The 22,027-nt window shown below is 71.2% G+C and carries 18 protein-coding genes; 11 read left to right on the top strand and 7 right to left on the bottom strand.

Annotation, left to right across the window (positions count from 1 at the left end):
* Position 1: 1 nt before the first annotated feature.
* The 3 genes from HDA31_RS10450 to HDA31_RS10460 are packed head-to-tail and all read right to left on the bottom strand — an operon-like array spanning position 2 to position 3,229.
* Entirely contained in the window at positions 2-1,486 is a 1,485-nt protein-coding gene (locus HDA31_RS10450; protein ID WP_178064896.1) for a hypothetical protein, read from the bottom strand.
* Positions 1,483-2,283, bottom strand: a complete 801-nt coding sequence (locus HDA31_RS10455; RefSeq protein WP_178064897.1) for a sulfotransferase family protein — start codon at positions 2,281-2,283, stop codon at positions 1,483-1,485. The genes HDA31_RS10450 and HDA31_RS10455 overlap by 4 nt, the downstream gene beginning before the upstream one ends.
* Positions 2,276-3,229, bottom strand: coding sequence for a sulfotransferase family protein (locus tag HDA31_RS10460; protein ID WP_178064898.1), 954 nt, complete (start codon positions 3,227-3,229; stop codon positions 2,276-2,278). The genes HDA31_RS10455 and HDA31_RS10460 overlap by 8 nt, the downstream gene beginning before the upstream one ends.
* Before the next feature lie 222 nt (positions 3,230-3,451).
* Here HDA31_RS10460 and HDA31_RS10465 point away from each other — a divergent pair, with 222 nt between their 5' ends.
* From HDA31_RS10465 to HDA31_RS10500, 8 genes are all read left to right on the top strand, one after another.
* Positions 3,452-4,696, top strand: coding sequence for a glycosyltransferase (locus HDA31_RS10465; RefSeq protein WP_178064899.1), 1,245 nt, complete (start codon positions 3,452-3,454; stop codon positions 4,694-4,696).
* The gene (locus HDA31_RS10470; RefSeq protein ID WP_178064900.1) at positions 4,693-5,748 is read left to right on the top strand and encodes a sulfotransferase family protein; all 1,056 of its coding nucleotides are present in this window, start codon (positions 4,693-4,695) and stop codon (positions 5,746-5,748) included. Before HDA31_RS10465 ends, HDA31_RS10470 begins: the two co-directional genes overlap by 4 nt.
* A gap of 3 nt (positions 5,749-5,751) precedes the next feature.
* Entirely contained in the window at positions 5,752-6,663 is a 912-nt protein-coding gene (locus tag HDA31_RS10475) for a sulfotransferase family protein (RefSeq protein ID WP_178064901.1), read from the top strand.
* Between the two features lie 137 nt (positions 6,664-6,800).
* Entirely contained in the window at positions 6,801-8,696 is a 1,896-nt protein-coding gene (locus HDA31_RS10480; RefSeq protein ID WP_178064902.1) for a CocE/NonD family hydrolase, read from the top strand.
* A gap of 239 nt (positions 8,697-8,935) precedes the next feature.
* Entirely contained in the window at positions 8,936-10,528 is a 1,593-nt protein-coding gene (locus HDA31_RS10485; RefSeq protein ID WP_178064903.1) for a beta-1,3-glucanase family protein, read from the top strand.
* Between the two features lie 334 nt (positions 10,529-10,862).
* Positions 10,863-11,486, top strand: coding sequence for a dihydrofolate reductase family protein (locus HDA31_RS10490; RefSeq protein ID WP_178064904.1), 624 nt, complete (start codon positions 10,863-10,865; stop codon positions 11,484-11,486).
* A 493-nt stretch (positions 11,487-11,979) separates the two neighbouring features.
* A complete protein-coding gene (locus tag HDA31_RS10495) occupies positions 11,980-13,599 on the top strand; it encodes an outer membrane protein assembly factor BamB family protein (RefSeq protein WP_246384688.1) in 1,620 nt (539 codons plus the stop codon).
* A 174-nt stretch (positions 13,600-13,773) separates the two neighbouring features.
* Entirely contained in the window at positions 13,774-14,811 is a 1,038-nt protein-coding gene (locus HDA31_RS10500; RefSeq protein ID WP_074473047.1) for a methyltransferase, read from the top strand.
* A gap of 2 nt (positions 14,812-14,813) precedes the next feature.
* Here HDA31_RS10500 and HDA31_RS10505 read toward each other — a convergent pair whose 3' ends face one another.
* The 3 genes from HDA31_RS10505 to HDA31_RS10515 form a co-directional block, all read right to left on the bottom strand.
* Positions 14,814-15,494 (bottom strand): TetR/AcrR family transcriptional regulator, encoded by a 681-nt coding sequence (locus HDA31_RS10505; RefSeq protein WP_178064905.1) that lies wholly within the window; start codon positions 15,492-15,494, stop codon positions 14,814-14,816.
* 1,088 nt (positions 15,495-16,582) lie between these two features.
* Positions 16,583-17,659: a glucose-6-phosphate dehydrogenase (coenzyme-F420) gene (fgd, locus tag HDA31_RS10510; RefSeq protein WP_246383855.1), complete on the bottom strand. Its 1,077-nt coding sequence runs from the start codon at positions 17,657-17,659 to the stop codon at positions 16,583-16,585.
* Between the two features lie 96 nt (positions 17,660-17,755).
* On the bottom strand, positions 17,756-18,643 hold the full coding sequence (locus HDA31_RS10515; RefSeq protein ID WP_219824891.1) for an LLM class F420-dependent oxidoreductase: 888 nt from the start codon (positions 18,641-18,643) through the stop codon (positions 17,756-17,758).
* A 325-nt stretch (positions 18,644-18,968) separates the two neighbouring features.
* Between HDA31_RS10515 and HDA31_RS10520 the strand changes: the two genes are divergently transcribed.
* Genes HDA31_RS10520 through HDA31_RS10530 form a run of 3 tightly spaced genes read left to right on the top strand, consistent with a single transcriptional unit; the run spans position 18,969 to position 21,001 of the window.
* Complete coding sequence (locus HDA31_RS10520) at positions 18,969-19,433, top strand: MarR family winged helix-turn-helix transcriptional regulator (RefSeq protein ID WP_074473048.1); 465 nt, start codon at positions 18,969-18,971, stop codon at positions 19,431-19,433.
* Positions 19,434-19,493: 60 nt separating this feature from the next.
* Positions 19,494-20,165, top strand: coding sequence for a hemerythrin domain-containing protein (locus HDA31_RS10525; RefSeq protein ID WP_074473049.1), 672 nt, complete (start codon positions 19,494-19,496; stop codon positions 20,163-20,165).
* Positions 20,162-21,001, top strand: a complete 840-nt coding sequence (locus HDA31_RS10530) for an SDR family NAD(P)-dependent oxidoreductase (protein WP_178064907.1) — start codon at positions 20,162-20,164, stop codon at positions 20,999-21,001. Before HDA31_RS10525 ends, HDA31_RS10530 begins: the two co-directional genes overlap by 4 nt.
* Here the strand turns inward: HDA31_RS10530 and HDA31_RS10535 are convergent.
* Complete coding sequence (locus tag HDA31_RS10535; protein WP_178064908.1) at positions 20,973-21,827, bottom strand: LLM class flavin-dependent oxidoreductase; 855 nt, start codon at positions 21,825-21,827, stop codon at positions 20,973-20,975. The two genes, HDA31_RS10530 and HDA31_RS10535, sit on opposite strands and share 29 nt — an antisense overlap.
* Between the last annotated feature and the right edge of the window lie 200 nt (positions 21,828-22,027).

Raw genomic sequence — 22,027 nt, forward strand, 5'->3', positions numbered from 1 at the left:
GTCAGCGGATCGGGGCGAGGACGTCGGCCGGGGCGCCCTTCGCGCGCAGCAGCACCGGGCTCGGCCCGATCGGCAGCGCGCCGGTGCGGGCGGCCGGGTCGGCACCGACCGGGCCGCCGGTCACCCCGGCCGTGGCCGGCAACGACACGGTGTCGGTGGAGGTCGACCAGACCACCAGGGTGCTCTCCGCGCCCCGGCGGAACGCCACCCCGGTCAGCCCCTTGGCGTTCACGGGTTCGACGGTCGCGTCCCGGGCCGCCGCCGCCAGGGCGGCCATCATCGCGCCGGCCTGCCGCTGGGTGCCGTCCGGGTCGAGCAGGCCGTAGCGGACCTCCGCCCCGGCCCGGTTGTCGGGGTTGTACGCCAGCGGCAGCCAGAGCACCTCGTGGACGCCCCCGGCGACCAACTGACCGACCACCTTGACCATCTCGTCGCCCCGGGCCACGGCGTCGTCCGCGCCGTCCTTCCAGAACTGGCCGACCTCCCACGCCTGCACCGGCACCCCGGCCGGGGTCTCCGCGCGCAGGTAGTCCAGCAGCGCCGGCACCCCGGAGAAGTGCTCGTAGAAGTGCAGCTGCCGGACGTCGACCACCCGGTCGTCGAGCAGCTTCTCGGTGACCGCCAGGTAGGCCAGGTTGCGGGAGTTCTGCGCGTTGTCCAGCGCCGCGCGCAGCGCCGCCGGGTCGGCGACCGCCGGGATCAGCCGCCCCCGGGTGCCGATCCGCCGCTGGAAGTACGCCTGGTAGGCGGCGACGGCCTGGTCCGGCTGCCCGGCGCGCAACAGCCGGTCGGCCACCCCCATTCCGTACGCCACGCTGCTCATGCCCGAGTCGACCACCTTGGCCTGCGGGTCGGCCGACCGGATCGCCTCGGCGGCGGCGGTGACCAGCCGGCGGTAGTCCTCGGGGCTGCCGGCCCAGTACTGCTGCGCGTTGACCTCGTTCTCGATGGCGTACTCGCGGACCCCGTACGGGGCGTACCGCTGCACCAGGGCGCGGACGAACGTCTGGTAGGCGGCGAGGTCCCGGGGCATCGCCGACTCGGTCTTGTTGGCCTGACCCCGGGTGAACTTCGCCGTCCCGCCGGTGGCCCAGCAGACCCCGGTACGGATCTTCAGGTGCAGGGTGATGCCGAGCTGCCGGCTGCGCTCGGCGATCCGGTCCACCGCCGAGAAGTCCGGGCTGCCCTGGGTCTTCTCGATGTCGCACCAGCTCAGCTCGTGGTAGGTCGCCGAGCCGGAGAGCTTCTCCAGGTAGGGCACGAACTGGTCGTGGCGGGACCAGTCCCAGTGCGCGCCGAACGGGTTGCGGGCCGACGCGGCGGCCGGTGGCGCGCCGGTGGCACCGGCCGACGGGGTGGCCGCCGACGGGCCGGTCGCCGCCGGGGCCGGGCGGGGGGTGGGGTCGTCCGAACAGGCCGCCCCGGCGACCAGGGCGGCCAGCGCCACCCCGGCGAGCAGCACCCGCCGCCCGGTCCGGCGGCTCACCGGTAGCCCAGTTCGCGCAGGGTGGCACCGGAGAAGATCCGGACCAGCACCCGCAGGAAGGGGTCCAGTTCCCGGCGGTAGGTGCCGACCCGGGAGCCGTAGATCGGGGCGTCGGTGCCGGCGGCGGCCCGCCGACGGTCCGCCTCGGCGGTGTACTTGCCCGCCACGTCGTGCTGTTTGCCGTCGTAGTCGAGCACGCCCGCCTCCCAGGGCTCGCCGAGGAACTCGAACAGGGCACGCATGGCCTTCTCCGGGTCGGTGACCGTCTCCTCGTAGCGCAGTTCGTGGTAGCGGTCGGCCGGCAGCCGGGCCCCGGCGGCGCGGGCGACGCGGATGTAGCGCGGCCACTTCACCACGCACTTCACCGCCGACCAGTAGCCGAACCGCTTGCGGTGCGACACCACCACGTCCCGGCCGTCCCGCACGACGTGCACGAACTGCGCGTCGGGGAAGACCTCGGCCAGGAAGTCGATGGAGAGCGCGTAGAGCGGAGTCTTGTCGGCCCAGCGGGTCTTTCCCCGGGACCGGGCGTAGTCGGCCTGGATGCCGCCGAAGAAGTCGGCGATGCGGCCCAGCCAGTACTCCCGGGGGAACCCGAAGCGGGCCAGCCGCTCCCAGTCCCGCCCGACGATGCGCTGCATGTCGGCCAGGAAGCGGGTCTCCGGGCCGCAGCTGACCCGGGAGTGCGAGTCCAGCACCAGCCGCAGCATCGTCGTGCCGGACCGCTGGCAGCCGACCAGGAAGATCGGCCCCCGGGCCGCCCCCGCCCCCGCCGCCGGGGTGTGCGGTTCAGCCACGGCCCACCGCCTCCCGCCGGCCGGCCGCCGCGTCCAGCCGCCCGGCCAGGGTGGTGCAGAGCGCCCGTACCCGGGCGTCGATCTCCAGCCGGGGCCGCGCCGGGGTGCGCGCGCCGACGTGCGCGTGCAGCACCGGGTCGTACGGCAGGTCGAGGAAGGCGCACAGCCGCCGGGTCGACCCCGCCGGGTCGGCGACCAGCAGGTCGTACGAGCAGAGCAGGGTGTCCGGGCGGTCGGCCAGCCCGAGGGAGAAGTACAACGAGTTGCGCACGTACCAGAACAGGGCGGCGGCGGTGTGCGGGGTCATCCGGTCGTAGTCGAAGCCGGCGATCAGGTCCCGCGTCGGCGCGTCCAGGCGCTGCCCCTGCCAGCGGTCCCCGATCGTGCCGTCGGCGATCGCCCGCAGCGCCCGCAGGTTGGCGTCGCCGAACTTCGCCACCTCGGACCGGGCCCGGTCGTCGACGTCCCGGTACGCCCACAGCGCCCGCCCCGGCGCGACCCCGGCCAGGTCGAGCAGCTCGTCCACCCGGTGCGTGTCGCACAGCGGCTTGACCAGCACGTACCGGTGCCGGCTGCGCCGGATGACGGCGCCGAGCACCGGGTCGGGGCGCAACCGGAAGCGGTGGAACACGGCCCGGTCGTTCTCGTTGCGGACCTCCACCGACGGGTCGGCGTCCAGCCCCCGGGTCAGCATGTTGGTGCCGGAGCGTTGCAGGCCCACCAGGTAGACCGGGACGGCCCGGCCCGGCGGCCCGGGATGGGCCCGCCGCCAGCGCCACTTCGCCAGCGCGGTGCGGGCCCGCTCGACCGGGTCGAGCCGGTCCTCCTCGATCAGCCGCCGGACGCCCTCGGTGCGCGCCCAGCGCAGGTGCCGACGGACCCGCCGGGCGGTGTACGCCAGCGCCGAGGGCTCGTCGGGGTGCGGCACCGGGTCCTCCTCGGGCACGTCAGGCGGGGTGGGGCACACGGTACCGGCAGATCATCGCGGCTGGCCACGTGGCCGTGTGGTCAACCGGCGATGGGCCGTGTGGTCAGCTTGGGGATCATGAGCTGGACTCACGACGCGGCTGGTGCATACGGTGGGGCCCCTGGTCACCGCTGCCGTCCGGGGCGACCACCCCACCCCCGGACCCCGACGAACCGCAGCAGCCACCCCCGGAGCAGGCCGATGCGTGTCCTCCATGTCAACAAGTTCCTCTACCGGCGCGGCGGCGCCGAGGGCTACCTGCTCGACGTCGCCGAGCTGCAACGGGGCGACGGCGACGAGGTGGCCTTCTTCGGCATGACCCACCCGGACAACGACGCCCCCACCCCGTACGCCCGGCACTTCCCGCCTCGGGTGGAGCTGGACCCGGCGCCGCGCGGCGCGGGCCCCCGGGCGGCGGTGGCGGCCCGGATGATCTGGTCGCCGGCCAGCCGGCGGGGCCTGGCCCGGGTGCTCGACGAGTTCCGGCCCGACGTGGTCCACCTGCACAACATCTACCACCAGCTCTCCCCGTCGGTGCTGGCCGCGGTGCGGGCCGCCCGGGTGCCGGCGGTGATGACCCTGCACGACTACAAGCTGGCCTGCCCCAGCTACCAGATGCTCGACCGGGGGGCGGTCTGCGACGCCTGCGTGACCGGCGGTCCGTTGCGCGCGGCCCGTCGCCGCTGCAAGGACGGCTCGTTCGGGGCCAGCTCGCTGCTGGCCGTCGAGTCCTGGCTGCACCGCGCCACCCGGGCGTACGGGCCGGTGCAGGCGTTCGTCAGCCCCAGCCGGTTCCTGGCCGACGTGATGCGCCGGGCCGGTGTCTTCCCCGACCGGATGCACGTGGTGCCGCACTTCGTCGACGTCGCCGCGACGGCGGTGAAGGCGGCCCCCGGCGGGCCGGTGGTCTTCGCCGGCCGGCTGGCCCCGGAGAAGGGCGTCGACGTGCTCATCGAGGCGCTCACCCGACTGCCCGACGACGTCGTGCTGGAGGTGGCCGGGGACGGCCCGGCCCGCGCCGGGCTGACCGAGCTGGCCAGGCGGCGGGCCCCCGGCCGGGTCCGCTTCCACGGCCGGCTGGACAAGGCCCGGCTGCACGAGCTGGTCCGCTCGGCCACGGTGGTGGCGGTGCCGTCCCGGTGGAACGAGAACCAGCCGATGGCGGTCCTGGAGGCGTACGGCTGCGGGGTGCCGGTGGTCGCCTCCGACCTGGGCGGGCTGCCCGAGCTGGTGACCGCCGGGGTGGACGGCGAGGTGGTGCCCGCCGACGATCCGGTCGCGCTGGCCGCCGGGCTGGCCCGGGTGCTGGCCGACCCGGCGCGGGCCTACCGGATGGGGCGGGCCGGCCGGACGCGGGTGGAGCGGGACTTCTCCCCGCAGGCGCACCTGACCCGGTTGCGGGAGGTCTACGCGACCGCCGCGCGGACCGTGCGGGAGCCGGTGTGAACCCGCCGGTGCGGGTGCTCTACCTGGCCGGCAGCGGACGCAGCGGCAGCACCCTGGTCACCACCGTCCTCGGGCAGTACCCGGGGGTCTTCGCCGCCGGGGAGCTGCGCTACCTGTGGCAGCGCGGCGAGGTGGAGAACCGGCCCTGCGGCTGCGGCCGGCCGCTGCGGGACTGTCCGCTGTGGCGTGCGGTGCGCCGGGAGCTGCCGGTGGAACGGGCCGCCACGATCGCCGCCGGACTGCGGGGCCGGCTGCGGCTGCGCGGGCTGCCGGCGCTGCTGCGTCGCCACCGCCGGGGGGACCGGCCGGTGCCCGCGCACCCCGACGACGCGGCGCTGGCCGGCCTGTACGCGGCCGTGGCCCGGCACACCGGGGCCCGGGTGGTGGTCGACTCGTCGAAGCTGCCCCCGTACGGCGCGCTGGTCGCCGCGCTGCCCGGCATCGACCTGCGGGTGCTGCACCTGGTCCGCGACCCCCGGGCCACCGCCTTCTCCTGGCGTCGCCGCCGGGGGCTGGACGGCGACACCGATCCGGAGCTGATGAGCCGGCCGCCGGTGTGGAAGGCGGCCCTGCTCTGGCTGGTGTGGAACACCGTGACCGTCCGGCTGTGGGGTGACCGCGCCCCGGGGGGCTACCTGCGGGTGCGCTACGAGGACCTGACCGCCGACCCGGAGCCGACGCTGCGCCGGATCGCCGCCTTCGCCGGGGCCGACCCCGACGGCGGCCCGTTCACCGGCCCGGCGACGGTCCGGCTGACGCCGACGCACTCGGTGGCCGGCAACCCGTCCCGGCACCGGACCGGCCCGGTGCCGATCACCGCCGACGTGCAGTGGCGACGCGACCTGTCCCGCGGGTCGTACGCGCTGGTCACCGCGCTGACCGCGGCGGGGCTGCGCCGGTTCGGCTACCCGTGGCGGCGCGGCCGCCCGGACCCGGCGGGGGACGGACGGCCGGCGGGCGACGGACGGTCCGCGCAGGACGGGCCCGCCGCGGCCGGTGGGCGGCCGGTGGGCGTCGGGCGGTCGGGGCCGGCGCGGCACGAGGAGGGCTGAGCGATGTTGGCGGTGGTGGTGGGCACCGGGCGGTGCGGGTCGACCCTGGTGCAGGAGCTGTTGTCCCGGCACCCCGGGGTCGGGTTCGTCTCCGGCGTCGACGACAAGCTGTCCCGGCTCAACCTGGCCGGCCGGTTCAACGGCCCGCTGTACCGGCGGTCGGCGCCGCGTCCGGCGGGCATGACCTCGCTGCGGCACAGCCGCCGGCTGCTGGAGAAGGGCCGGCTGCGGGTCGCCCCGTCGGAGGCATACCAATTGCTGGACCGGCACGTGCTCGCCGGGTTCTCCCGCCCGTGCCGGGACCTGACCGCCGAGGATCTCACCCCGTACCTGCGGCGGCGGCTGCGCGCCTTCTTCGACGCCCGGATCGCCCGGCAGGGCTGCCGCCTGCTGCTGCACCACGTGACCGGTTGGCCGAGGACCGGGTTCCTGCGGGCCGGCTACCCGGAGCTGCGGGTGGTCAACGTGGTCCGCGACGGCCGGGCGGTGACCAACTCCTGGCTCCAGATGGGCTGGTGGGACGGCTGGCGCGGGCCGGACAACTGGTTCCTCGGCCCGCTGCCGACCGACCTGCGCCGGGAGTGGGAGGAGTACGACAGGTCGTTCCCGGTGCTCGCCGCGCTGGGCTGGAAGCTGCTGATGGACTCCTTCGCCGAGGCCCGCGCGGCGCACCCCGAGGCGCGGTGGCTCGACGTGCGCTACGAGGACCTGCTCGCCGACCCGCGCGGCGAGGTGGCCCGGATGCTCGACTTCCTCGACCTGGACTGGTCGCCGGCGTTCGAGAAGGGCTTCGGACGGTACCGGTTCCACGCCGGTCGACAGGCCGCCTACCACGAGGAGTTGGGCGACGCGCAGCTCGCCGCCGTGGAACGGGTGCTGGACAAGCCGCTGCGGCAGTGGGGCTACCGGGACTGACCGGCGCGGCACACCGCCGTCGGGCGCGTCGCGTCGGCGTCGTCGGAGCGGTGTAGGCAAAGTTCCTACAGGTGCAGGTGGTGGTGCCGGTCGGTCGGCCCATAGCGTGCGGTTCTCGGGACATTCAAGGAGACTGCATGGCTGCAACGGGAACACCCCTTCGCGCCGGGGCGGCAGTGCTGTCCGCGGTGCTGCTCGCCGCCCTGGGCGCGGCGCCACGGGCGGTGGCGGCGTCGGACGCACCGGCGATCGTGGTCCAGGACGGGGTCACCCAGCCGGTGTTCGGCTACGCCGACGCCATCCGGGAACGCCTGTTCATCGACTCCACCTTCGACAGCGACAACGACGGTCTGCGCGACATCATCGCGTTCGACCTGATGCGACCGGCGGCCACCGCGAACGGGCTCAAGGTGCCGGTCATCATGGACGCCAGCCCCTACTACTCGACGGTCTGCCGGGGCAACGAGTCCGAGTGCAAGGCCGACCTGGACGGCGACGGCCTGCTCGACAAGTGGCCGCTGTTCTACGACAACTACTTCGTGCCGCGCGGCTACGCGGTGATCCTGCTGGACATGGTGGGCACCAACAACTCCACCGGCTGCCCCACCACCAACGCCAACCAGGACAACCTCAGCGCCAAGCAGGCGATCAACTGGCTCAACGGCCGGGCCACCGCGCGCAACGCGGCCGGCGAGGTGGTCACGGCCGACTGGCACAACGGCAAGTCGGGCATGATCGGCAAGTCGTACGACGGGTCGCTGGCCATGGCGACGGCGGTGACCGGCGTCAAGGGCCTGACCACGGTGGTGCCGATCAGCGGTCCCACCGAGTACTACGACTACGTGCGCAGCAACGGGGTGGTCACCCGGGGCAACAGCTACGTGGCGTCGCTGGCCAACACGGTCACCAACCCCGAGCGGCGGGACTACTGCAAGCCGGTGCGCGACGCGATGGCCGCCGCCGACGGCGACGAGCACGGCGACTACACCGCCTTCTGGAACGAGCGCAGCTACGTCAAGAAGGTCCCCAACATGACCGCCAGCGTGCTGCTCTACCACGGTCTCAACGACGACAACGTCCGCCCGGACCACTTCAGCAAGTTCTGGTACGCCCTGGCGGAGAACAACGTCCCGCGCAAGCTGTGGCTCTCCCAGGAGGGGCACGTCGACCCGTTCGACTCGCGCCGCGCGGTCTGGGTGTCCACCCTGCACCGGTGGTTCGACTTCTGGCTGCACGGGGTGGCCAACGGGATCATGGACGAGCCCCGGGTCGACCTGGAGCGGGCGGCCGACGTGTGGGAGACCCACGCCGACTGGCCGGTCCCCGGCAAGGCCGACACCGAGGTGTTCCTCCAGCCCGGCACCACCGGGGCCGGCGGCCTGAAGCTGGTGCCGACGGCCAAGCCGGCGACCGGCGCGTTCCAGGACAGCCGTACCCAGAGCCAGAACACCATGATCCTCAACCCGGACACGGTGCAGCCGAACCGGCTGGCGTTCCTGTCCGCGCCGCTGACCGCGCCCCTGCACATCTCGGGCACGCCGACGGTGCAGCTACGGGCCTCGGCCGACCAGACCGACACCAACTTCGGGGCGATCCTGGTCGACTACGGCACCGACGAGCGGGTGGCGCACCGGGCCTCCGGTGAGGGCATCGTCACCCTGGCCACCGAGGACTGCTGGGGGCTGAACAGCCCGACCGACGACGGCTGCTACAAGCAGACCGCCAAGCGGGTCGCCACGGCCGACAACGAGCTGGTCACCAAGGGCATCATGGACGCCCAGAACCGGCAGTCCATCCGCACCGCCGTGCCGCTGGTGGTGGGGGAGTCGTACAACTTCACCTTCCCGCTGCTGCCGGAGGACTACGTCTTCAAGCCGGGCCACCGGATCGGCGTGATCATCGTGGCCAGCTACCCGCAGTACTCCAGCCAGGCGGACACCACCGCCGCGAACATCACGGTCGCCCTGAAGAGCAGCAAGATCGTTCTTCCGGTGGTCGGCGGCACCACCGCCGCCCACGCGGCCGGTCTCTGACCGGTCCCCGGGTGGCCGCCGGCGCAGCACCGCTGCGTCGGCGGCCACCCGGCCAGGTCACCCCACGGCCCCGGGGCGCGGACCGATCCGCCACGGGGCCGGAGGCGTGGTCGATCGGGCGCCGGGGGAGCGGGCGGGGTCGCCGGCGGGCCTAGGCAATCACCTATTGACAAACATTGTTAACAATTGGACCCTGCTGAGAGAGCGCTCTCCCGTCCCGTCTCCAGCGAGGTGTCGCCATGCGTCTCCGAAGAAGGCTGCTCGCCGCCGCGTCCGCACTGCTCGCCGGTCTCGCGGGCGCCGTCGTCGCCACGCCCGCCCACGCGGTCGGACCGGCCCTGCTGCCCGTCACAGTCACCAACACCACCGGCCGCAGCGATGCGGTCTACCTCTATGTCATCGGCGTCCAGCTGTCCTCCGGCCGGCTCGGCTACGTCAACTCCGGCGGCGCCTTCGCGCCGTGGACCGGCGGGCAGATCCCGCCGTCGCCCGCGCCGGACGTCTCCATACCGGGCCCCGGCAACGGCGGCAGCACCACGATCCAGTTCCCCCGTGGCTTCTCCGGCCGGGTCTACTTCGCCCTCGGGCAGAAGCTGAAGTTCTTCCTCACCCCGGACGGGCTGGTGCAGCCCGCTCCCTGGGCGGCCGGTGACGCGAACCGCGACATCCTCTTCGACTGGAGCGAGTTCACCTACAACGACTCCGGCCTGTGGCTCAACAGTTCTCAGGTCGACATGTTCGCGATCCCGCACGCGGTCACCGTGACCGGCGCCAGCGGCGTCACCAGGCGCACCGGCGACGTGGTGGCCAACGGCCGCAACGCGGTCATCGACGGGATCAGGGCGCAGCCGGGCTGGGCCAACACCGTCCACACCCGTTCCGACGGGACCGTGCTGCGCGTCCTGGCCCCCGGCAAGGCGGCCGGGGCCGGCCTGCTGAGCACCACCTACCTGGACTCCTACATCGCCTCGGCGTGGAACGCGTACACCACGAAGACCCTGACCGTGGCGCCGTTCGCCGACCAGCCGGCCATCAGGTACTACGGCCGCACGTCGGGCAACACCATGACCTTCACCAACGGCAGCGGCCAGGTGGTCGCCTCCTTCAACCGGCCCTCCTCGGCCAGCGTCTGGGGCTGCGACGGCGACCTGCCCGCGCCGAACGACCAGGTGGTCGGCCCGATCTCGCGTACGCTCTGCGCCGCGCTCAACCGGGGCACGCTCGGCACCATCGACACCCAGCCCAGCACCAACGCCGCCGACTTCTACCGCAACAACCCCACCAACCAGTACGCCCGCCTGATCCACGCCAACATGACCGACGGCCGCGCGTACGCGTTCGCCTTCGACGACGTCGGCGGATTCGAGTCGCTGGTGCACGACGGCGACCCACGTGCGGCCGGACTGATCCTCAGCCCGTTCACCGGCGGCACCGGCGGCAACCCGGCCACCGGGGTGCCCGTGGTCAGCACCTGGAACAACAAGTGCATCGACGTGCCGAGCTCCAACTTCGTCGACCGCGCGCCGTTGCAGATGTGGAACTGCAACAACACCAACGCGCAGAAGTGGACGTTCAGCGGCACGGCGCTGAAGAGCCAGAACAACAAGTGCATGGACATCGACGCCGGGTCCACGGCGAACGGAGCGGTGGTGCAGCTCTACGCCTGCAACGGCACCGGCGCCCAGCAGTTCACCCTGAACGGGGCCGGGGACCTGGTCAACCTTCAGGCCAACAAGTGCGTCGACATCAAGGACGCGAACGGCAGCGACGGCGCACGCCTCCAGCTCTGGGACTGCGTGGGAACGGCCAACCAGAAGTGGCGCAGGGGCTGACCGGCCAATGCGACGGGGGCGGGTGCGCGAGTCGCCCCCGCCCCCGGCAGGGCGCTTGACGCGCCGCGAAACCCCACCGACGACCCGGCCGGCAACTGTCGAGCGATGAGGAAGCGGCTCCAGGAGAACCGCACCGCCAGGCGGTCCGGGGACCATCAGGAGCTCCATCGAAGCGGGGAAACTCATTGTGAGGCTGCCTGACCCGTGATTTGCGGACGTCATCGTGGAAGGCGCGGGCCCCATCGCAGTGCGCGACAGCCGTCGCATCGCCCCGCGACGCGGTTCCGACCGAAAGCCTTGCGACCAAGCGCGACCAGATGATCGACTGGCCTGCATGAGCGAGATCGTAGTCGATGCATTCGTCACCCTTGACGGAGTCATGCAGGCACCCGGAAGCCCTGACGAAGACAGGGACGGCGGATTCCCGCACGGGGGATGGCAGGTGCCGTACATGGACCAGGCGGCGGTGGATTTCGTCAACGAGGGGATCGTGGCCTGCGAGGGGTTGTTACTCGGCCGGCGGACCTACGAAGTCTTCGCCCGACACTTTCCGGCCGTGCCCGCCGATCACCCGGACGCGGCGGCCGCCGCCGCGCTCAATGCCATGCCGAAACACGTGGCGTCGCGCACGCTCCGCACGGCCGACTGGGAGAACTCGACGCTGCTGGGTGCGGACACGCTCGGGGCCATCGCGCGGCTCCGCGCCCGCCCCGGCGGCGAGCTGCACGTCGTCGGCAGCGCGGGGCTGCTCCGCACCCTCGTTCAGCACGACCTCGTGGACGTGTACCGGATCATGGTGTTCCCCGTTGTGCTCGGCTCCGGCAAGCGACTGTTCGCCGAGGCCGCCCGCGCCGCCGCGTTCTCCCTGGTGGACAGCCGCGCCACAGCCGCCGGCGCGCTGGTCTGCACGTACCGGCGTGCAGGTGAGGTCACCTACGGCTCGCACGGGGACGGCTGATCCGTAGCGCGCACTCGCCGCGCCGTCGTCATCCTCTCCGACGAACACCTCCAAGCCGTCCGCACCGCCATCCGCCTCGCGGTAGGACGGCGCCCGGGCCCCGCGGTGGTGTCCCGACGCGCGTGCGGCGTCGAGCGACCCGGCCGGACGGTCCACCGCCCCCTCGCGTATCGACTGTGCGGCGGTGGATGTGTCGATCGTGTCGATGCGGGACCGCTACGAAGTAGGTCTGTGAAGAACCACTTCGTATCGAGATGCCACGTCTTCTTTCCGCGCCAGACAGATCTGGCGCGTCTCACTCCTTCCCGGCATTCCAGACAGTCACCCATACTGTCGCCCGTTCTCGTGGAATAGCTCAGGGTGATCGTCTGATTGCGAAGAGGGATTTACTTAAGCCGTTGTCAGGTTGGTGAGGTCGTGTACACTACCGTTCGTTACCCGGGTAATTATCTGCCTTGGAACTAACTGCCATGGGGGAGTTGTGTCGTTGATTGTGCTGCGCCGAAAAAAGTATGCCGCCTTATTCATGGCTGCGTTGGTGCCTATTTCGCTGACCCTGTCCGTGATGTCGCCGGTTTCGTCCGCCGCCGTCGCTCCGGCCACTGGCCCCCGGACGGGCAGCAACTGGTCGACGTGGCAGAAGGACGTGATCGGCAGCAGGTTCAACCCGCAAGAGAAGCAGTTCACCGAACATTCCGTGCAGAGCCTGAAGCTCAAATGGGCCTTCGTGTTCCCGGACGTGGACGGCGCCACTTCCAGCCAGCCCGCCGTCGTGGACAACACGTTGTACGTCGGGTCACGCGACGCGAAGTTCTATGCGCTCGACGCGACGACCGGGGCGACCAAGTGGGTCTTCGACGTCACGCCGATCTCCGGCCCCATCGACGCCACGAACACCAATGCCCTGCGCGACGGGCCGTCGGTGGTCGGCAACAAGGTCATCTTCGGCGACTACCGAGGCTACGTCTACGCGCTGAACAAGGACACCGGGGCGCTGATCTGGGCGACGAGGGTGTCCGACCACGCGCTCGCCGCGCTGACCGGCTCCCCGCTGGTGCACCGCGGCCGGGTGTACATCGGTGTGTCGAGCAGCGAGGCGAAGGCGTCCGCCGACCCCGGCTACCCGTGCTGCACCTTCCGCGGGCAGCTGGTGGCGCTCAACCTGGCGACCGGCGCGGTGGACTGGCGCTACTACACCACCCCGCAGCCGGTGCTCGACGGAACGTGGCCTGACGGGTCGCCCCGCTACGCGCCGGCCGGCGCACCGGTGTGGAACAGCCCGGCGATCGACCCGATCTCGAACACCGTGTACTTCGGCACCGGCCAGAGCTACTCCGGCACCACGGGTGACCACAACTCGGTGATCGCGCTCGACGCGAAGACCGGTGCCCTGCGCTGGAAGCAGCAGATGAACCAGGAGGACACCTGGACCGTCGGGTGCATCGTGCCGAGTCCGCAGCCGCACTGTGAGGGCTTGGAGGGCGGCACCAACCTGGACTACGACTTCGGCGCCTCGCCCAACGTCTTCATCACGCCGCAGGGGCGCCGGCTCGTCGGCATCGGGCAGAAGTCCGGCGTCTACCACACCTTCGACGCGCGGACGGGCGAGATCGTCTGGCAGCAGCAGGTGGGGGTGCCGCAGCCCAACGGCGGCTGGGGCGGTGTGCAATGGGGATCGAGCTTTGACGGCAAGCGTCTCTACGTCGCCACCTGGCAGGCCAACCCCGGCACGCTGTTCGCGCTCGACCCTGCCGACGGGCACATCCTGTGGCGCACGCCGAACCCGGCGAACGGCTGCTCGACGGGCGGGGCAATCGCCTTCCCCAGCAACTGCAACCTGTCGCACATCTCGGCGGTGACGACCACTCCGGACCTGGTGTACGAGGGCAGCGCCGACGGCAAGATGCGGATCTACCGTGCCAGGGACGGGCAGGTGGTCTGGGAGTACGACACCATCCGCCAGTACACGGGTGTGAACGGTGCCACGGGCTCCGGCGGCTCGGTGTCCGGCAACGGTGGGGCGGTCGTGGCCAACGGCATGCTCTACGTGCAGTCCGGCTACTACTCGTTCTACGGGATCCCCGGGCGCGTCCTGCTCGCGTTCGGATTCTGACCTCACGATAAACCCGGGCGGGGTTCGTCGGCGACCGCCGACGAACCCCGCCCTTCCGCATTTGCAAACAATACCGATCCGTATCTAATTGTGGATTCGATTACCCTGCTATAGGTGCTTGACGACAAACATTGCCTCCTGAGAGCATGAATTCAACGTTGGACAGGAGGCTCCATGACCATCGCGGAAGGCGTCGACCCTGGAGAGCAGTTGCTGAGACTGCATCTCATGGGTGGCCCCTGGATAAACCAGTCGTTATATGTCGCGGCCAGTCTCGGAATTGCCGACCAGTTGGACGCCGAACCGGTGCCGATCTCGTACCTCGCCAAGGCCTGCCAGGCGAACGAGGACGCGCTCTTCCGATTCTGCCGGGCGCTCGCCGGGCTCGGTGTGCTGAAGGCACATTCGGGCCGGGCGTTCTCCCTGACCGAGCTGGGCCGTGCGCTGCGCAGCGACGTGCCGAACACGCTGCGCTGGGGAATCATGCTGCACGGTGGCGAGACCTTCCGTTCCTGGAGCGACGTGCTGCACACCGTCCGGACCGGAAAGCCCGCGTTCGACCACACCTTCGGCACGCCGTTCTTCGACTACCTGGCGACCCACCCCGAGTACAACGACATCTTCCACCGCACGATGGGTGTCACCGACCGGCCGCCGGAGGTGCTCGGCGACTACGACTTCGCGCGCTCGCGGGTGGTCGCCGACATCGGTGGCGGCATTGGCACCCTGCTCGCGACCGTGCTTCGCGCGCACCCCCACCTGCGCGGCATCCTGCAGGACCTGCCGGAGGCCCTGCGCGGTGCCGGGGAGAACCTCACCGCGTACGGCGTCGCCGACCGGTGCGAGATCGTCGGGGCGAGCTTCTTCGACTCGCTGCCGGAGGGGGCGGACACCTTCGTCCTGTCCAGGGTGCTGCACAACTGGGGCGACGAGCAGGCCGTCACGCTGCTGACCGGTGTGCGGGACCGGATCGCCGACGGGGGGCGGCTGCTGGTCGTAGACCACCTGCTGCCCGACGCCGACGGCTTCCACCCGGCCTTGCTCGCCGACCTCCAGATGCTCGTGGTGCTCGGCGGCAAGGACCGGACCGAGGGGGAGTTGCGTGCCCTGCTGGCCGCCGCCGGCTTTGCGGTGACCGCCCAGTGGGACGGGCCGGTCGGCACCAGCCCCCGGGTGGACAGCATGATCGAGGCCGTTCCGGTGGCGAGGTGAGGTCACTGCGGCGGTGACGCGGACGAGATGCCGGGGAGGATCAGGTCGACGATGTTGTCCGACGAGAACTGTTCCTCCCCGGCCCCCTCCGAGAGTGCGTAGCCGAACAGGACCGAGCCGAAGACGATCCAGAGGGTCGCCTCGATGTCGATGCTCGGATGGACGTCGCCGTTGACGATCCGCCGACGCAGGATCTCGCGGAAAACCGCCTTCTTGGGTTCGATGACCGACTGGAAGTACTGGGCCCGCAACTCGGGGGAGCAGCAGGGTCCGCTGGTGAAGTGCGTCAGCAGCCGTCCCGCGATGGAGTCCCGCGTCCACCGGCGCAGGTCGTCCACCGCCGTGGTGAGTTCCTCGCGCACCGATCCGCGCAGGACCGGGACGGGCGGTTCGTACAGCGACACCAACGCATCGGAGATCAACGCCGCCTTGTTCGACCACCGGCGGTAGAGGGTCGCCTTGCCGACCCCTGCCCGTGTGGCGACAGCCTCCATCGACAACGAGTCCAACGAGACGCCCTCGGCCAGCATCTCCAGCGTCGCGGCGATGATCGCCCTGCTCGCCTGTTCACTGCGTGGTCGACCAGGCAACCGCTGCTCCGGCTTGGTCCGTGGATGCCGGCGATGCGCCTCGGTGCCGTGGTGCGGCACCTGGCGTGCGACGGCTGGTCGCCCGGCGCTCACCGCGGTTTCTCCACGGCCGCGCCGGTCGGGGTGCCGGGCATCCGTATGATGTCCCCGGCGCCGGCGGTGCCCCGACGCGGGCCCGCGGCGGGCTTGACAACCGGCCGTCCCGTCCGCGCGCCGAGGACTTCTAACCGCTGCCCCGAACTCTCTTCCCCCGTTGTCACACCAGTTCTCCCCTCGTGATGTCGCCGTGATCAGTGCCGGTCCGATCTGGTTCCGCGTCGCAGCACCACCGCCGTGCGTGTCTGCCTCCTGCCAGTTCGTCCGGCTGGTGCCGGTGACCGTGCCGAGTGTCGTGTCGATCTGGTGGAGCGTGCGGGCGACCGTGACGGTTTCCCACGTACACAGGGGCGCGGCGTGGCCTTTCGAGGAGAGGGCCGAGCGGATCGCCTGCGGCCCGTCGGCACGGGGTCGCCGGCCGCCGTCACGGGAGGGGCGTCGTCGCCCGCCCGTGGCCGCCGGTCCGTTCTGGCCGTCGAGTGGTGTCCCCGGGGCGCCGCCGAGGAACCGGACGGCTGTGGCCGTCCGGCGAGCGGCACTCCGCCGGCGTGCGCTGACGCGACAGGCGTCGCCTCAGGCTCCCCTGGACGCCTTCGCGCTGCCCAGGGTCGGCCCCGGCGTGGCGTGGCGGCGACCGGCGTGAGTGGCTCCGCCGGCGCGTCGGACACGTGGACAGGCTCGTCCGCGTAGCCGACTGTGCCAGTCAGCCGCTCGTGCCGGGAGAGCCTGCCGTGGCGTCCGTAGACGGGGCGCGGGCCCCGCTTTCCGCTGCCCTGCGCGCAGGGGACGCAACGCCCCGAGGCCACCATGCGTTCCGTTTCGATATGCGCCATCTAACGATCTTCCCCCTGTTCCAATGGCGAGGGTGGTCGTCACTGGATGCGGAAACGCGGCTTCCCCGAAGAATGGCGTGTAATTGATTCTCCGCCCTTCGTTTATTGGCGCAGGTCTTTCTGTCTACGCTAGCAGAAGCGAACGCAGGCGCAAGTGCTGACAGGGCATCGCCCGGGCGCGCAAATTCGAAACGGGGCGCGGTCGAAACGTGCGCCACCAGGGCTTTCGCCCCGGGTCTTTTAATTAGCTGGCTAAATAACCGAGGCCGGCTTTTGGATCGTGCCAAGGCGGCCCATCGCCGCCGTGCCCTCGAGCGCGCGCAACCGCGGTACCACGTCGGTGGCGAACTGCGTGAGGAACCGCTCCTGGTCGTGTCCCGGGCCGTGGAAGACCAGGTGGTTCATGCCCGCGTCGAGATAGGGCCTGATCTGCGCCACGGCCTCGCGCGGGTCGGCGGTGACGATCCACCGTCCCGCGACCTGCTCGATCGGCAACTCGTCGGCGAGCCGCTCCAACTTGTCCGGCGAGGACACCGAGTGCTTGTGCTCCGCCGGCAGTGACAGCGGTGCCCAGAAGCGAGTGTTCTCCAGTGCGAGGTGGGGATCCCGGTCGTACGAGATCTTGATCTCGATCATCCGGTCGAGATCGGCCGCGTCCCGTCCCGCCGCTGTGGCGCCCTCGACGGCGGCGGGCAGGAGCTTGTCGACGTAAAGCTCCATCCCCTTGCCGGACGTGCAGATGAGGCCATCAGCGACGCGGCCGGCGTACCTGGCCACCAGGGGGCCGCCGGTAGCGACGTAGATCGGCACCGGCGCGGCGGGGCGATCGCAGATCCGCGCGCCGACCAGCGGGTAGTAACCGCCGTCGACGGTCACCTCGTCCTCGGTCCACAGCGCCCGCATCAGGCCGATGGCCTCGCGTAGCCGCGCGAACCGCTCCTTGAACTCCGGCCAGGCGCGACCGGAGACGGCGACCTCGTTCAACGCCTCGCCGGTGCCCACACCGAGCGCGACCCGGTTGTCGTGGAGCAGGGCGAGGGTGGCGAAGGTCTGCGCCACGACCGCCGGGTTGTACCGGAACGTCGGCACCATCACGCTCGTGCCGATCTGGATCCGCCGGGTGCGCTCCCCGACCGCCGCCATCCAGGCCAGTGCGGCCGGCGCGTGCCCACCGTGTCGCCGCCACGGCAGGAAGTGGTCGGAAACCCACACGCTGTCGAACCCGAGTTCCTCGGCGCGCACCGCGTGCTCGACGAGCGGTCGTGGGCCGAACTGCTCGGCCGAGGCCTTGTAGCCAATTCTCACGGTGGAGATCTCCTTTTCGAGCAATCCCATGTGCCCATCGGGGCGAGCTTCGCCGACGTCAGGAGGTGGGCGCCTCGTTGCCCCGGGGTTGACGTGCGGCAGGCGGACCCGCCGTGTTCCTCACCGGAGTTCCTCGATAACCCTGGCGAAGTCGTCCATGTCCGGTTCCAGGGCGGTCAGGTAGGTGACACCGAGCGTCTCCCGCGTGTGCCGCAACTGCTCCGCGATCTGTTTCGGGGTGCCGACGAGCATGCCCGGGATCTCGAGCAGTTGGTCGACGCTCAGCCCGGCCCGCTCCTCCCACTCCGCGACGGCGGCGCGCCGGTCGTTGGTGATGCGGACCATCTGGAGCGGGAAGTTGAACTCGACCTCCTGGGCCCGTTCGCCGAGCAGGTTCCGCGCGTAGGAGACGCGCTCGGCCACCCGTTCGGCGGTCGCGAGCGGAGCCATCTGGCCGTCCTCGGCCGGCTTCTCGACCCCGCTGAAAGTGATGATGTCGGCGTGCCTTGCCGCGAGGCGCAGCATGCGGTCGCCGCGCCCGGCGAGCAGCAACGGCACCTGCTTCTGTGCCGGCCGGGGCTGGTGCTCCGGGTCGTTGAGGCGCGTACGGAGCTCGGTGACCGTCCGTTCCAGGTGGTCGATGCGCTTTCCCGGCGAGCCGAAGGGCAGGCCCGCGTCGTCGAACTCGGCCTTGACGTAGCCCGCGCCGAGCCCGAGCTCGAGGCGTCCGCCGGTGAGCTGGTCGGTGCCCGCGACGTCCCGAGCGAGCAGGGCTGGGTTGTAGAAGCTGGTGTTGATCACGAGTGTGCCGAGCCTCAGGCGCTCGGTCGCCTCGGCGGCGAGCACCAGCGCGGGAAACGGCGCAGGCATTCCGAGATGGTCGGGAACAACGATTACGTCGAACCCGATACGCTCGGCCTTTCGGCACTTAGCGATCCATTCAGCGCGGGCGGCGGGCGCCATCATGTTCACGGCGAACCGAAAAGGGCGGGGTGTGGTCACATTCACGTTCGTGAGCGTATACAGCGTGCGCGGGGTCGTCAACGAGTTGGTCGCGTCGGGTTGATAGCGACTCGGAACAAGTCCGTATTGGAATTGCCTCGGCCATACGTGGTTGCCTTCTTCTCCGCTGCTGTCGTACGGTACATTGCGTTCCCCGCATTATGTGAACGGCCGCGTCCACTAATTGACCGTTGGGGGGTGCCGGTTTACCGATTGTTTCTGGTGCGGGAGCGTGCGTGTGTGCGGGCGGTGACCTCGCGCCGCTCCTGTGGGCGCTGAGCAGGAAGCTCGTGACGTACACCCGGCGGTGCCACGGGGTTACCATCAGCCTGTGTACGCCGGTGAAGACGTCTTCCTCTCACGGATCGCGCTGGTGTCGCGTCGGTTGAAGAGCGAGGCGCAGCGTCGCCTCGCCCAGCACGGCGTGCACTCCGGCCAGCAGTTCGTGCTCGGCCGCCTCTGGGAACGCGACGGCCTGACCCCGGGCGAGATCGCGACGGCGATCAACGTCGAGGCGCCGACGGTCACCCGTGCCATCCAGCGGATGGTGGCTTCCGGCCTGCTGCGCGTCGCGGGCGACCAGCGCGACGGCAGGCGAGTCCGGGTGTGGCTGACCCCCAGGGGTGACCAGCTGCGCAACGTGGTGCCGGCGATCACCAGGGGCCTGGAGGAGGACGCGCTCGCGCTCCTGTCCGAGCAGGAGCGAAAGACCCTCGACAGCCTGCTCGAACGCATCGGCAAGGCATTGGACTACGGCGACAACGGCGAGAACCTGCCGGACGACGAACCGGACTGACCTCGAGACGACCTCGGGCGGGCCGGTGGGAGACCGGCCCGAGCGAATGAGGTTGACCGAGTGACGACGGACATGGTGACCGAGTTTGACCTGCTGCCCTTCCTGCGCGCGCACGAGTGCTTCCGGCGCGACTTCGCCAGGCTGCGCGATCTGCTCAGCTCGGGGGAGGAGATCGACGAGGCGCGGCAGCGTGCCCTCGTCGAGCACTGGCGCGGTCTCGCCGCCGTGTTGCAGCACCACCACGAGAACGAGGACCGGGCCATCTTTCCGAGGGTGGCGGCGGTGTTCCCGTCGGCCGACGCGTCCCTGCGACAGATGGAGGCCGAGCACACCCGGCTCGACGTGTTGCTCACCCGGGCAGCGGACGTCCTGACGCGGGTGCGTGGCCCCGAGGACCGTCGGGCGGCCGCCGGGTTCGCCAACGAGTTGGACGAGGTCGTCGGCACCCACCTCGACGTCGAGGAGCGGGAGGTCGTACCGCTGCTTCCCGGTTGCTACACGCGCGACGAGTGGGCGGACATGGAGCGGCGGACCACTCGGGAGCTGGAGGAGGCCGGCCTGTTCCCCTTCCTGCTGCCGTGGATCGCCGAAGGCATGGACCCGGCTCTGGTGGAGCTAGCCCTGAACGGCTTCGGCGAAGGGGCGCGAGCCGCCTACCACGGCGCATGGCTCGCCGAGTACGAGCGACGTCGCGCCGTGCTGTGGGCGGCCCCGGTGGGGGAGGCGAGGTGACGGAGCCGCCTCTGGCGCTGGTCACCGGCGCGACGGCAGGCATCGGGCACGCGGCGGTTCGGATACTGGCGGAGGCGGGCTGGGGCGTGCTGGTCCACGGGCGCACCGGGCACGCCGCGGCGCTTGCGTGCCGGCGGATCGAGGCCGACGTGCCCGGCGCGCGGCTGTGGCCCGTGCACGCCGACCTCGCGAGTCTGACGGAGGTCCGGGCGCTCGCCACGCGCGTCGCCGCGACGCACCCGCCGCTGCGGGCGCTGATCAACAACGCCGGGCTGTTTCCCCCCAACCGGCTGGCGCACCGGCGCAGGTTGTCGGCCGACGGGTACGAGCTGACCTGGGCGGTGAACTACCTCGCCCCATTCGCGCTGACGACCGCGCTCATGGCGCGCACGGCGACGGTCGTCAACGTCGGCTCCGGCATGCTTGCCCGCGCCGAGCTGCGATGGGACGACCTGCAGCACGAGCGGTCGTGGGACCGTTCGTCGGCGTACGGGCAGTCGAAGCTGGCGCTCGTCATGTTCACCGGTGAGTTGGCCGCCCGTGCCGGGCGCGGGCGGCCGGTGGCCGTCGCAGTCAACCCCGGCTACACCGATACGCGGCTGGTCAGAGAGGCGTTCGGGGGGCCGGCGAACCCGGTCGAGGACGGGGCCGCGTGGGTGGTCCGGCCGCTGCTCGACGAGCGGGTCGCCAGCGTGACCGGGGCCTACTACGACCTTGGCGAGCGGACGGTCGCGCATCCGCTCGCCACGGACCGTGCCGCCGGGTCCCGATTGTGGGACCTGACGCGCGAGCAGGTGGAGGCCGCGCTCAGGCCAGCGCCCGGGCCAGGAGGGTGACCTGCTCGGGGTCGCTCAGACACGGGTGCAGGATCAGCTCGTCGCAACCCGCCTCGGCGAACGCGGCCACCGTCTCGCGAACGGCCCCCGCGTCGGTGAGCGCGCCGGCCGCCGTGAACTTCGCGAAGTCGCCGAGAAAGGCGTAGTAGTCCAGCAGATGCTCGTCGGCGGCGTGCCGGGCGCCGTCGCCGAGCGCGAAGTATCCGATCGCCGCCAACCGGGGCCTGCCCGGCCGCCCGTTTTCCGTCCACGCCCTGCACGCCTTCGGGGCGAGTTCGGAGAACATCTCCACGCGCCCGCCGGTGCTGATCCAACCGTCCGCGACCTCGCCGACCCGCCGGAACACCGCCTCGGCGCGGCCACCCAGCAGCACGGGAATGCGCTCCTGGACCGGGGCGGGGCCGATCTCGCCCGTGCCTTCCGAACCCGCCCACACGTCGCGCATCTCCGCGAGCATCTGCGCGAACCGCCTGCCGCGCTCGTGGTACCGCGTGCCGGTGACGGCGAAATCGTCGGCGCGGCCGCCCACCCCGAGGCCGAGGGTGAGCCGCCCGCCCGACAGACGGTCCACGCTGGCGACCTGCTTGGCGAGCAACGCCCCGCTCGGTCGGGCCGGCGCCACCAGGATCGTGGTCGCGAGCCGTATCCGCGTGGTCACCGCCGCCGCCGCCGCGAGTACGGTGAGCGGCTCGGCGTTCGCGTAGACCAGCCGGTCGATGACGCCGAGGGTGGAGAAGCCGAGCGCCTCCGCCCGCCTGGCCCACTCGACCACCTCGGACCCGCTGAAGCCAGGCACCGTCGACGGCAACCCAATTCCGATCTCCATTTCCACACCTTTCGCCCGGCGGATTTCCGATCAGTGTCGGAGAGAAACTAGCGACCCGACGGCGGCGCTAGCAAGTGCCCCCGAAATACGGCACGCCCCCGTTTTGTCAGGACCGATCCGGTCGCGTTTCGTTCAATAATTGTCCGCGGAAGAAGGTTCTTGACAACGGGCAAGTAATCGACGATCCTCGAAGGCCGAGG

Origin of the sequence: Micromonospora carbonacea, from assembly GCF_014205165.1 — a bacterium.
In the GTDB taxonomy this organism is placed as follows: Bacteria; Actinomycetota; Actinomycetes; order Mycobacteriales; family Micromonosporaceae; genus Micromonospora; species Micromonospora carbonacea.

Excerpts from the sequence above, each read along its gene's own strand:
- HDA31_RS10465 (WP_178064899.1), top strand. The coding sequence starts at position 3,452 with ATGCGTGTCCTCCATGTCAACAAGTTCCTCTACCGGCGCGGCGGCGCC.
- HDA31_RS10475 (WP_178064901.1), top strand. The coding sequence starts at position 5,752 with ATGTTGGCGGTGGTGGTGGGCACCGGGCGGTGCGGGTCGACCCTGGTG.
- HDA31_RS10480 (WP_178064902.1), top strand. The coding sequence starts at position 6,801 with ATGGCTGCAACGGGAACACCCCTTCGCGCCGGGGCGGCAGTGCTGTCC.
- HDA31_RS10485 (WP_178064903.1), top strand. The coding sequence starts at position 8,936 with ATGCGTCTCCGAAGAAGGCTGCTCGCCGCCGCGTCCGCACTGCTCGCC.
- HDA31_RS10490 (WP_178064904.1), top strand. The coding sequence starts at position 10,863 with ATGAGCGAGATCGTAGTCGATGCATTCGTCACCCTTGACGGAGTCATG.
- HDA31_RS10500 (WP_074473047.1), top strand. The coding sequence starts at position 13,774 with ATGACCATCGCGGAAGGCGTCGACCCTGGAGAGCAGTTGCTGAGACTG.
- HDA31_RS10535 (WP_178064908.1), bottom strand. The coding sequence starts at position 21,827 with ATGGAGATCGGAATTGGGTTGCCGTCGACGGTGCCTGGCTTCAGCGGG.